Annotated in this window: 12 protein-coding genes; 6 read left to right on the top strand and 6 right to left on the bottom strand. The window is 38.9% G+C overall.

The window, feature by feature from the left end; translation table 11 throughout:
• Positions 1-692: response regulator (locus ACESK1_RS05180; protein WP_372918604.1), on the bottom strand; the 692-nt coding region annotated here is incomplete at its 3' end.
• Positions 693-1070: 378 nt separating this feature from the next.
• Here ACESK1_RS05180 and ACESK1_RS05185 point away from each other — a divergent pair.
• Entirely contained in the window at positions 1071-1481 is a 411-nt protein-coding gene (locus tag ACESK1_RS05185) for a hypothetical protein (protein WP_372918606.1), read from the top strand.
• Positions 1482-1484: 3 nt separating this feature from the next.
• Entirely contained in the window at positions 1485-1748 is a 264-nt protein-coding gene (locus ACESK1_RS05190) for a zinc ribbon domain-containing protein (RefSeq protein ID WP_372918608.1), read from the top strand.
• On the opposite strand, the gene ACESK1_RS05195 is transcribed toward ACESK1_RS05190, so the two are convergent.
• From ACESK1_RS05195 to ACESK1_RS05215, 5 genes are all read right to left on the bottom strand, one after another.
• Positions 1745-2251, bottom strand: coding sequence for a hypothetical protein (locus ACESK1_RS05195; RefSeq protein WP_372918610.1), 507 nt, complete (start codon positions 2249-2251; stop codon positions 1745-1747). The two genes, ACESK1_RS05190 and ACESK1_RS05195, sit on opposite strands and share 4 nt — an antisense overlap.
• 11 nt (positions 2252-2262) lie before the next feature.
• Positions 2263-3090: a universal stress protein gene (locus ACESK1_RS05200; protein WP_372918613.1), complete on the bottom strand. Its 828-nt coding sequence runs from the start codon at positions 3088-3090 to the stop codon at positions 2263-2265.
• Positions 3091-3162: 72 nt separating this feature from the next.
• Positions 3163-4155 (bottom strand): MlaD family protein, encoded by a 993-nt coding sequence (locus ACESK1_RS05205; protein ID WP_372918615.1) that lies wholly within the window; start codon positions 4153-4155, stop codon positions 3163-3165.
• Between the two features lie 8 nt (positions 4156-4163).
• Positions 4164-4907 (bottom strand): ABC transporter ATP-binding protein, encoded by a 744-nt coding sequence (locus ACESK1_RS05210; RefSeq protein ID WP_372918617.1) that lies wholly within the window; start codon positions 4905-4907, stop codon positions 4164-4166.
• A 5-nt stretch (positions 4908-4912) separates the two neighbouring features.
• Positions 4913-5692, bottom strand: a complete 780-nt coding sequence (locus ACESK1_RS05215) for an MlaE family ABC transporter permease (RefSeq protein WP_372918619.1) — start codon at positions 5690-5692, stop codon at positions 4913-4915.
• 343 nt (positions 5693-6035) lie between these two features.
• Here ACESK1_RS05215 and ACESK1_RS05220 point away from each other — a divergent pair, with 343 nt between their 5' ends.
• From ACESK1_RS05220 to ggt, 4 genes are all read left to right on the top strand, one after another.
• Entirely contained in the window at positions 6036-9671 is a 3636-nt protein-coding gene (locus ACESK1_RS05220; protein WP_372918621.1) for a chemotaxis protein CheB, read from the top strand.
• A gap of 63 nt (positions 9672-9734) precedes the next feature.
• Entirely contained in the window at positions 9735-10301 is a 567-nt protein-coding gene (locus ACESK1_RS05225; protein ID WP_372918623.1) for a response regulator, read from the top strand.
• A complete protein-coding gene (locus ACESK1_RS05230) occupies positions 10279-10842 on the top strand; it encodes a biliverdin-producing heme oxygenase (RefSeq protein WP_372918625.1) in 564 nt (187 codons plus the stop codon). Before ACESK1_RS05225 ends, ACESK1_RS05230 begins: the two co-directional genes overlap by 23 nt.
• A gap of 83 nt (positions 10843-10925) precedes the next feature.
• Positions 10926-12166: gamma-glutamyltransferase (ggt, locus tag ACESK1_RS05235; protein ID WP_372918627.1), on the top strand; the 1241-nt coding region annotated here is incomplete at its 3' end.

Below are 12166 nucleotides of genomic sequence, written 5' to 3' on the forward strand. Positions count from 1 at the left end.
GAAACTCTGTAAAAATAACTGTTTTCTAATGCCGTGGCGGTTTCAGGGTAGAAAGAGGTATCCATAAAATAATATGCTCCAAAAATATCTGAGTTTTTATACAAGCCGGTAATGAGCTCTTTGCCATACTCATCCATTCGGTGAGTTTTTATTAAACCATATTTAATAAGATAGATATAGTTTGCATTTTTAGCTTCGCGATAAACCTCGGCATTTTTCTCAATTTCCAAACTTTCACCTGTGCGCTCAAAATAAGCTTTCAATTCGTCCAGGGTGTTAATTGGAAAGGTATCGGGAATTTCAGCTTTTTTCCGTTTTAAAGTTTCATGTTTATTAAGCCTTGTCCTTACTGCCCGAAGAAGATCTTTTTCATGGAAAGGTTTGGTAAGATAATCATCGGCTCCCATATTCATTCCCACTCTAATATCTTCAGCCTCTGCTTTAGCCGATAAGAAAATAAAAGGAATATCCCGGGTTGCTCTGTTTTTATATAAACTTTTAAGCAGTTCATAACCGTCCATCACCGGCATTAAAATATCGCTAATTATAAGATCTGGATAAATCCTTTTTGCCGTTTCCAGTCCTTCTCTACCATTTTCAGCAGTGAAAACACGATAGTTTTCCAAGGCCAGTAACTCCCTTGTATTTTCCAGAAGGATCTTATCGTCTTCTATTATTAGGATTTTTTTCATCACAAAAAAATTTATTCAGGTGACTAACTTAATACTCAGGGGGCGAGAACAAGTGGGGATCAGTAGGTTTTAAAATTATCTAAACAAAAACCTGAACATAAATATACAGAGAATTTGTTTTAAAGTTTTCCCAAAATTCAAAATTTTTGAAGACTATGTCCTGTCGTTGAAGCTAAACTTATAATTAAGATGAATCCGTTTTTTGCTTTCCTACCTTCGGAAACTTAGACCAGTACTGATATTTATCATTTTAAAATTAAATCCTTCCCCGTAAATTCATTGATTTTTCCGGAAGCTTATATAGAATTATTTTTAATAATAGCATCACCTGAATCGAAAGCTTTTTGTAAATTTAGGTTGAATAAACACCTAAGAAAAATGGCAAAAGATACCCATAGTTTTACCGCCGATGATTTTTATGTTCATTTAGGAAAATTGTTTTATGCTGTGGCTGCGGCCGATAAGGTGGTTCGGGATCAGGAAGTAGAAACTCTTAAGAAAACAGTAGAGAAGCAATGGCTGAAAATAGATGATTTTAAGGATGAATTTGGTACCGATGCGGCTTACCAGATTGAGATCATTTTTGACTGGCTGGAGGAAAATGAACCTGAACCTGGAACAGCATTCTCAGAATTTGAAGAATATTATAAGGAGCATCCGTCTTTATTTACTCCGCAGGTAAAGCAATTGGTTTGGAAAACTGCCGATTCGATTGCAGCTTCTTTTGCCGGCAAAAATAAATCTGAGGTAATTCTGCTTTCTAAATTAAAATCTCTTTTAAAACAATAAAAAATGATCCCGGATACTTGCCAAAGTTGCGGAATGCCTTTTACTATTGAAACCCGTGGGACAAATCGGGATCAATCTTTTAACAAAGATTATTGCATAAATTGCTTCAGAGACGGGAAATTTACCAATCACCACTTAACTTTGCATCAGCTGGAGATTGAGCTTTTGGAAATGGCCGAAATGCATAATGGGATCACCCTGGAAGAAGCCCAGCAGATTATTCGAAAACTTCCTGAGCTAAAACGCTGGCGCATGGAGAATATCTAAAGGCCAGGACTCTTAAAGCCTACCTTGCTTTTAGGAATCGGCACCTCCCATTTTATCATCTCTTTCAGAAATTCATCAATTTTTTCGACAACCAGTTTTTCTGAAATTACAGCCGGTGAGAAGGTTCCCAAATCTATCACTTCGTTCTCTGCAGGGAGCCAGTTTTCAGGAAGCGGAAATACTATGAAGATTTCAATATCTCCATTGTAAAGCTGGGAAAAAACGAGGGCACCACCCTGTAAAAACTGATAAGTAGGGATTTGATTTGTTTTTTCAATCAATTCAGGAGGAAAAGAATTGAAGGTAATGTTTATTGCTTCGTTGGTGTGTATCCAACTAAGCTGTTGTACTTTCCAGCCTATTTCATATTTTACTTCAGCCTGGCTTAGCACATTTTTGATGAGATTTTTTATTTCAGTTTCCCATTGAATTCGTTTGTTCACTACCGTATAGATGGAATTCTTGTATTCGGTAACTCTTTCTTCAAGATGTTCAATTTTCATTCTAGCAAAGTTTAAAACTTCTCATTGAAACTTAAAAGCGGTACTTCTATACAAGACTGCATACGTTTAACCAGGTCTCTGTGGAGCAAGCTGCTTTTCTGGGAGTTGGGTTGACGCTCCAGCATAACTACCATATCTACATCCAAAGTCTCCAGGTTTTCTTTAAGGGACTTTAAAATATGATCTGAGAAAACAACCTTAAACTCAATTTGTGGATAATCCACTATTTCGCTGAGGTTTTTCTTAAACCATTCCAGTAAATTTCTCGTCATTGTCTCATCCTGGTCGCTCACGTGTAGAATTATTAAATTAGGCTTTACCGGATTCAACAGAGCTAATACTTCCTTGATATTAAGAATATCTTCCTGCTCAAAATCTGTAGTGTAAACCACGTTTGTAAGTTCGGTGAACACATAATTTGGGGGTACAGCCAATAGCGGATAGGGGGAAAGCTCCAGCATATCCTTGGTTGAGCTTCCCAGGAAAAAGTCTTTGAAATTGCCCGAGCCACAAGCGCCCATAATTAGCATCCTTATTTCCATGTCCCGGGTGAAGTCCAGTATCCCTTTCGTAACTGAAGACGCTACAATAACCGCAACCGTAAGGTTTAAATCTGAAAGGTCTTCTTCCAGATGTTCACTGCAGAATTCTGTAAGCTTAGTTTTTAAAGCCTTCCTGCCTTCCTTTTCAGAATTTTTCCTGGTACTATTTATTTCTGAAGAGCTGGCAACATGTAATGCGATCACATCGGTGTTAAAAATTTCGCTCAGAGCTACGGCATATTTTAATGCGCCTACTGAATTTTCAGAAAAATCGGTGGTGTAAACAATCTTTTTCATCTTAAAATAAGTTTACAATAAATTTAAGACCAGATATTTACATAAATAATGATATTCCTCAGCTAAACCCATTTAAGGTTCGTTGGCTTCGGCCTCCCTCGCTTTTTGCCTTTCCAATCTGCGGAAGTAACCCCGGAAAAAGATGCTATGCTTGAGAGCCTCCATATTCTGATCGAATTTATGGGTGGCCTCCTCTATATTCTGAAGGCTACTGTCAAGATGGTTTACAAAAGAAGTATCTGTTAGCATAAAATTGATGACCCCTTTTCCAGTCTTTATTTCTGATGAAAAAGCACTTATATCATTGGTTATTTTCTTAACTTCAACTGAAGAGGAATCGAGGTTGGAGAGGGTGGTTTCAAATTTTTGGGCGGTTAAACTATCGTTAAATATGAGTCCCGCCAGATTTTCATCAAAATTAACCTCAGATAGCAAACTGTTGAGCCGGTTAATACTGCTAATTGCTGATCTTGTGGTTTGCCTCAAGTTGCCTATACTGTGTTTAAGATCATTTGCCATCTCCTCGTCGTTTAGCAGTGCTCCCATAATTCCTTCTCCCTCATTAATGGAATTGGTTATCTTTAAAAGATCGGAGGTGAGCATCGCCGCATTTTCATTGGTTTGGTTAAGGGTAGAAAGCATATCGGCAGTTGCTATTTGGCTAATCGATTCTATGGTGTCTCCATCCTCCAGTACGGCAGCCCTGGGGCCTTCACCGGGAATGATATTTACTACCATACTACCTACCAGACCATCTGAATTAATAGTAGCCATCGCATCTTTATGAATTTTTTTAGCAGTTTTCATATCCAGCAACATATTTACGGTAATGCTGGTATCGTTTTGCATGACAATATTTTTTACAGTACCTACATCCAGGCCAGCAAACCTAACATTATTCCCGGCCTGCAAACCATTCACATTTTTAAAAACCGAGCTTACGGTTAGGCTATCACCAAACAGATGTTGGCGATTTCCAATGTAAAATACTGCCAGGGTAAAAACAATAATGCCTGCAATAACAAAGATGCCTAGTCGAAAATATTTTGATGATTGATTTTTCATAATTCTATTTATTTAAAAAATGCCTTAATTTTTGGATCCTTGGAAGCCGATAGTTCTTCAAAAGTTCCTTCGGCATAATTAACACCATCCAGTAAAAGTATCATCCTGTTAGAAATAACCCTCGCACTGTCTACATCGTGAGTAATGATAAGGGAGGAGGTTTTATATTTCTTCTGAATATCGAGTATCAGCAGGATAATCTCTTTTGCGGTTATTGGGTCCAGCCCGGTGGTGGGTTCATCATATAAAATGATCTTAGGTTTTAAAATTAGCGCTCTTGCCAGGGCTACTCTGCGCTGCATCCCCCCTGAGAGTTCTTCGGGCATCATATCTATGGTTTGTGGTAACCCAACATTTTTAAGAGCTTCCAGAACCAGTTCATCGGTGTTATCAAGATCGAATTTATGGGTATGTCTTCTTAGCGGAAATTCCAGGTTTTCCCTAACCGTCATAGAGTCATAGAGGGCACTTCCCTGGAATAAAAAGCCAATCTCGGCCCGCAATTCATCCATTTCAGGGCGTTTAAGGCTGGAGATTTCCTTCCCCAGAACTTCCACTTTTCCGCTATCGGGTTCCATTAAACCAACCAGGCACTTGATCATCACCGATTTTCCTGAGCCGGATTTCCCCATCATCACCAGGTTTTCTCCCTCAAACAATTTTAAGCTAAAGCCGTTGAGGACATGGTTTTCCCCAAAGCTCTTGTGTAGATCCTGAATATTAATTACCGTTTGTTGAGTATCTTTTTTCACAGGGCTTAGGATTGAAATATATCAGTTATAAAAACGGCTATAAAATCTATTATAAACAACAACATTGAAGTAAATACAACTGCCGAATTGGATGCTTTCCCAACTCCTGCCGTTCCTTTCTTGCTGTTGTAACCTTTAAAACAGCCCACGAGTCCTATGGCAAAACCAAAAAAGAAAGTCTTTATAGTAGCCGGAAAAAGGTCGCTGAATTTCAACGTATTAAAAACCTGGTTGAAATAAAGCGTGAAAGAAACACTTCCTTTTAAATTCTCAACGAGAGCAGATCCTAATAAGGCGATAAAATCACCTAGAATAACCAGGAGGGGAACCATAAGGGTTGTAGCAAGAATTCGGGTGACCACAAGGTATTTAAAAGGGTTAGTCCCCGATACTTCCATAGCGTCTATTTGCTCTGTTACTCGCATAGAGCCCAACTCGGCTCCTATACCCGATCCAATTCGACCTGCCAGGATGAGCGCTATCATTACAGGGCCTATTTCCCGAACAATAGAAATACTAATCATAGAGGGCATCCAGGAAACGGCACCAAACTCCATTAAAGTTGGTCTTGACTGGAGCGTAAAAACAAGCCCCAGAATGAATCCTGTCACCCCAACCAGCAGCATAGATTTATTCCCCATATTATAACTCTGCCGTAGAAATTCCCTGAATTCAAACGGTCGCGAAAATAATTGCTGGAAAAATCTGCCGGCAAATAATGTTAACTCCCCAATCTCTATAAAAAAAGCCGAAAAGTTTTCCTTAAAGTTATAGTTGCCCTCCATATATTAACTTTGCTGTCTAAATTTACAATAAAAGTGTCAAAGGTAAAATGATGTCCGTCATGTAAGAAAATAGGAAAACTTACTTTTTTATGGCCATTAGAATAAATCTTAATAAAATTTAAAAAGATCATATTTTTTGAAAAAAATTGAATAAACCGGTTGCATATTTGAGAATATGGAAGGAAATTCAGGTTTAAGTATTTTAATTTCAGATAGAATTTGTTGTAAAAAAGTTAAAAAACGTTAGGAATCGTGGGAAATGAGGTCTTATTTTTTAATTTTATCTGCTAATTTTGATTTTTTAGTCTGCTTTCAATCAATTTATATTTTCGTTTTATAAAAGATGACCAAATCTAATCTTGCCGCGCAAACCACTGTTTCACCACCAAATCAAGAAAAAGAAGATCCAAGAATTATTGCTATTGGAGCCAGTGCAGGGGGATTAGAAGCACTTAAGTCTTTTTTCGATAATATTTCAGAAACAGATAAGAACGCTTATGTAGTGGTGCAACATTTATCTCCAGATTATAAAAGTATGATGGGAGAACTGTTAAGAAAAAACACCAACCTTCCTATCGTTGAAATTTCAGACAGCCTGCAAATTCGCCAGGGACATATATATCTCATCCCGCCGGTTAATAATCTTGTTTTGGAGAATAACCGGCTCCATTTGGTTGATAAACCCAAAGATCAAAGCCTTAACCTGCCTATCGACATTTTTTTTGAATCCCTGGCAAAAATTAAAAAAGAGAAGGCCATAGGGGTAATTTTAAGCGGTACCGGAAGCGATGGAACGCGCGGAATTCGGGCAATCAAGGAAAACGATGGGATGATCATGGTCCAGGATCCTGAAGAAGCTAAATTTGATGGAATGCCCCAAAGTGCCATTAACACCGGGTTGGTAGATTACGTACTTTCGGTAGAGGAAATGGGAGAAGAGCTAAAAAACTTTATTTCGGCACCTTCAATTCTTCATTTTAAAAATGGAGATATTTCAGTGGATGAAAATATTCTGGACAGTATCCTTCACTTTGTAGATGAAAATACCGGACTTGATTTCAGGGAATATAAAAAGGCAACTTTGGTGCGTCGCATATCCCGAAGGGTTAATGTGTGTAAATGTAACTCGCTTTCAGATTATCATTCCTTTCTGGAGAATAACCCGCAGGAAGTTGAAATCCTTTACCGGGAGTTTTTAATAGGGGTAACCAAATTTTTTAGAGATGAAAATGTTTGGAAAGTTTTACGTGATGAGGTAATTCCCGAACTGGTTGCTTCTAAAACTGACGGTGAGGTTCTCAAGGTTTGGGATGTAGGTTGTAGTAGTGGAGAGGAAGCTTACTCCTTTGCCATGATCATCAACGAGGAGATAGAAAAACAAAATAAAAAAATAGAGTTAAAGATCTTTGCTACCGATATTTCTGAAAAACACCTTAGAATAGGCAGCAGAGGTTTCTATCCCGAAAGCATTGTAGCCGATGTGGACAATGATTTACTTCTGAAATATTTCGTTAGTAAGGCCAACGGGTATCGCATAATCGATAAATTACGTCGTATGGTTGTGTTTTCAAGGCACAATATCATTAAGAATCCGCCTTTTAGCAACATGGATATGGCTATCTGCCGAAATTTGCTCATTTACTTTCAGCCGGGAATCCAGAACAAGGCCTTGAACATGCTTCATTATTCCCTGGTTAAAAATGGCATCCTGGTTTTAGGGACCAGTGAAAGTGTATACAATCAAAAAGACAATTTTAGTGTAATAGACAGGGCAGCTAAAATTTATAAGAACCTTCGTCCCAGTAAACGTTTGAAATCTGATATTTCTGAACCTACCAGTTTAAGTGGGGTTAAAACCAACAATCCCAAGGAGCGAACTGTCGCTAGAAATCATGTTAATCCCGTAAAAACAAGACTTCAGGATGAATTAACTGAAGGTATTATGGAAAGTTTCGGGGGAGCTTCTGTGCTCCTTGATTCCGATTATAATGTACTGCATGCTTTAGGTGAATTCAGAAAATATGCCCACATGCCGTCAACAGGATTCTCTATTAACCTGTTAGATATGCTGGATGGCGATTTTAAGTTTATTTTACAGACCACGCTGAAAAAAGCGAAATCTGAAAATAAAAAAATGAAATATCCCGGCGCAGTCTTCGAGGAGAACGGGGAGAAAAAATCTGTGGATATTTTTATAAAACCATTTTCGGTTAAAAAGCTGGAGAATAACATTAATTATATCGTCACCTTTATAGAAAAGGAAATCTTTGAAGGAGATCTGGAGGAGTTAGACAAAATCACGCTAACCAACCGTACGAAAGAGTATGTATCCAGCCTCGAGGAAGAGTTGAAATACACCAAGGAGGAGTTAAATGCTTCAGTAGAAGAAATTGAAACCAGTAATGAAGAATTGCAGGCCGCTAATGAAGAACTGCTGGCCAGTAATGAGGAACTGCAAAGTACCAACGAAGAATTACAAAGTGTAAATGAGGAAATAAACACCGTTAATGCTGAAAACCTTCAGAAGGTAGAAGACCTGGCCGCTTTAAATGCCGATATGAATAACCTTTTGGAAAGCACCCAAATAGGTACGATCTTCCTTGATACCGAATTGAAAATCAGGAAGTTTACTCCCGCAATTAAGGCACATTTTAACCTTATTAATTCTGATGAAGGTAGACCCATAGTTCATTTTACTGACAGTATGGGAAAGAATAACCTTATTCCCAGATGTAAACAGGTTTTAAAGACCGGAAAGATTCTTGAAAAACATGTGATCACCAAAAGTGGCTATCACTATCTAAGACGTATCTCCCCTTATATTGATTCTAAAGAAAACATTAGCGGGGTAGTGATCACCTTTATCGATATTAGTAGTGTTCAGAAATCCAGAGATAAACTCATTGCCAGCGAAAAACGCTTTAAAACCTTTTACGAAGAAGATCCTGTATTGCATATTAGTGTAGATCCTCAGAGTTCAATTATCTTACAATGTAATAATACGGCGGTTCAGGAACTGGGGTATGATTCCAAGGATGAACTTATCGGAAAATTGGTTTTTGATCTCTATGAGGAAGAAGCTCAAATAAAAGCCCTAAAATCCAATAAGGAATTTCAGGAAACCGGAGAGTTGAAAAATATCGAACAGGATATGCTCAAAAAAACAGGGGAAACCTTACCTGTTATTTTAAGTGCTACTGCCGAAAAGGATGAAGAAAATAAAATTACAGCTATCAGGTATACCTGCGTAGATATCTCTGCACAGAAAAAGGCGGAAGAAAAGCTTAAACGACAAAAAGCCGATCTCGAGCGGGCTAATTACGACCTGGAGCAATTTGTTTCCATATGTTCCCACGATCTTCAGGAGCCTCTATCTACAATTAAGTTTGGGAGTGATGTGTTAGGGAAGATATATTTTGAAAATCTCGATGAAAAAGGTCAGAATTATCTGTCTTATATCAAAGATGCTTCCACCAGGCTTGCAGAACAGATAAAAGCCCTGCTGGAACATTCTCGCATTGGAAGAAACGGCGAGAAGAAGCTGGTAAATATTCAGGAATTAGTTGAGGTTGTAAAATACGACCTGGGAAAAAGTATTAAAGATACCAAAGCAAAAATCCATATTGGTAAATTACCAAAGCTGGAGGCCTACGAAATTGAGTTGCGTTTATTGTTCCAGAACCTTATTGGGAATGCGATCAAGTACACTCCAAAAGATCGAAATCCCGAGATAAGGATTTCAGCATTTAAAGAAGGCAAATTTTATGTCTTTTCCATAGTAGATAATGGAGTAGGAATTTCAGAGGAAGATCAAAAAACTATCTTCACTATTTTCAATAGAGTAGAGGATTCCCAGAAGGACGGTACCGGAGTTGGTTTGGCACACGTTAAAAAAATTATCGAGCTTCATGAGGGAAATATCTGGGTAGATTCCCAGGTGGGCGTGGGAAGCAACTTTTACTTCAAGATAAAAGCTTAGAGGACAATAGATCAGAAAATGAATCAATCATTACTTGCCCCATTATTCTCCATATTACTATAAATGATAAGTATCCCGTTACACATATTACTGATTAATAGCCAAACATCGGATATTGAGCTCATCAAAGAGCAAGTAGGTGAAATTGTAGAGAAGCCTCATTTTGAGGTGGTGGACGATCTCGCCGGTTGTGAAAATAAACTCTTGTATTTTGTACCCGATGTGGTGATTTCAGATTACAATCTCCCCAGCTGTGATGGTTTTGAGGTTCTGGAGCTTACGAGATCCATAGACCCTGAAATGCCCTTCATTTTTATTACTGGGACTATAGAAGACGAAGATCTGGCGGCACATACCATTCTTGCCAAAGCCACAGGATTTATCCTGAAGAAACATATGAACAGCCTTGATGAAAAGTTAAAGCCACTTCTCAAGAAAATAGTTTACAATATAGTGGCCCGTGACGATCTTAGGGAGCGAATAAGGAAAAATAAGATTGCCGTAAACCAGATTTATAATTACCTTGACGAACTTCATGATGATAACCGGGAGCAACAGGGAAATATAGACAAGATCAGAAAGGATATTGAAAATTACAAATCAGGAAATGACGATGCTAGAAAGACTTAGAGAAGCGACTAAACAATTACATGATGAAATAGAACAGGATAATCTTGCTTCTAAAATCATGTCCCACGAGATCAGTCTTGATGAATATAAACTCCTTTTGCTTCAGAATTATATAGCCTACAAAATTACCGAAGAACAGATAAGTCAACACCTGGACAACTGGGAATCTGATAAATCCCTGCGATTAAAAATAGATCTCGACGCCCTGAAGGTTGATACTTCAGTCTTAGCAGACTTTCAAAACCGTTTTAAAATTAAAAATAGGACGGAAGCTATTGGCGCAACTTACGTGCTAGAAGGTTCGGCCCTTGGCGGAATGCAAATAGCAAAGGAGCTACCGAATTGTCAAAACCTGCAGGAGACAGGAAAACCTCATTTTTTCACTCCCAAAAGACAATCGATGGAAGGTTGGAACATATTTTTGAAGCGCCTGCGTAATTCAGAATTTTCAGAAGAAGAAAAGAATATGGCAGCTCAAAAAGCCCGGGAAACTTTTATATTCTTTGGAGAGGTTTTTAAACTGGACATGTCGGCAGTTTAAATTACCCGGGAGCATCCTTCTCTATTGTTTCATACAAGCTTTTTAATTAGGTTTACCATTCTTAAAATCTAAATGCCCTGATTATGATCAAAAAAAATCTACGGGGGCTGGTATGTTTGTTCCTGGCCCTTGGTATTAATTTCAGTTTTTTCGCACAAAGTGGCCGTATTCCCGTTCGTGCTGAAAATGGGATGGTGGTCACCAGCCATCATCTTGCTTCACAGGTTGGGAGTGATATTCTCGAACAGGGTGGGAACGCTGTAGATGCCAGTGTGGCTACTGCTTTTGCCCTGGCGGTTACCTTGCCCTCGGCTGGGAATATTGGTGGTGGCGGCTTTCTGGTTTACTACGGAAATGACGGACATAAAACTACTTTTAACTTCAGGGAAAAGGCGCCTTTAGCAGCATCGGCAGATATGTTTCTAGGGGAAGACGGAAAAGTGAAAGATAATTCCAATCACGAAGGATTGCTCTCAGTGGGAGTGCCGGGTACTGTGGCCGGATTATATAAAGCTCATCAAAAAATGGGAAATCTGCCCTGGGAAGAGCTTGTAGCTCCCGCCGTGAGACTCGCTGAAGAAGGATTTCCATCTACATATAATATGAACTGGTTTCTGAATTGGGCGAAAGACCATAAAGATGAAGATCTTTATAAAGCTACGGCAAAGGCTTTCCTGAAGAACGGGGAAGAGATCTATGAGCCGGGCGAAACCTGGAAACAACCCGATTTAGCTGAAACCCTTAAGCGAATCCAAAAGAATGGCGCCGATGGTTTTTATAAAGGGAAAACCGCGCAGCTCATCGCGGACTACATGAAAAAGCACGGCGGACTGATTACCAAAGAAGATCTGGCCCGTTATGAAGCCGAAGAACTGGAGCCGGTAACAGGAATTTATCGTGGCTATGAAATTGTGGCTATGCCGCCACCAAGTTCCGGTGGAGTTGCGCTTATAGAAATGCTCAATATTATTGAAGGTTTTGATATTAAGGAAATGGGACATAATTCGGCTGCTTCCCTTCATGTTCAAACGGAAGCTATGAGACGGGCATTTTCAGACAGGGCTTTGCATCTTGGGGATCCAAACTTTAATCCCGGTATGCCTGTGGAGAAGATTACTTCAAAAGATTATGCTGACAGGTTGCGGGAAACCATTGAGCCCAATAGAGCTTCAGTGAGTGATTCAGCTAATTTTTCAGGTGCTCATTTAAAATATGAAAGTCCGCAAACCACCCATATTTCCATAGTAGATAAAGAAGGGAATGCAGTTTCCTTAACCTATACTTTGGAGCGGAGCTATGGTTCAAAAATTACTGTGGAAGGTGC

Origin of the sequence: Salegentibacter sp. (genome assembly GCF_041642575.1) — a bacterium.
Classification (GTDB): Bacteria; Bacteroidota; Bacteroidia; order Flavobacteriales; family Flavobacteriaceae; genus Salegentibacter.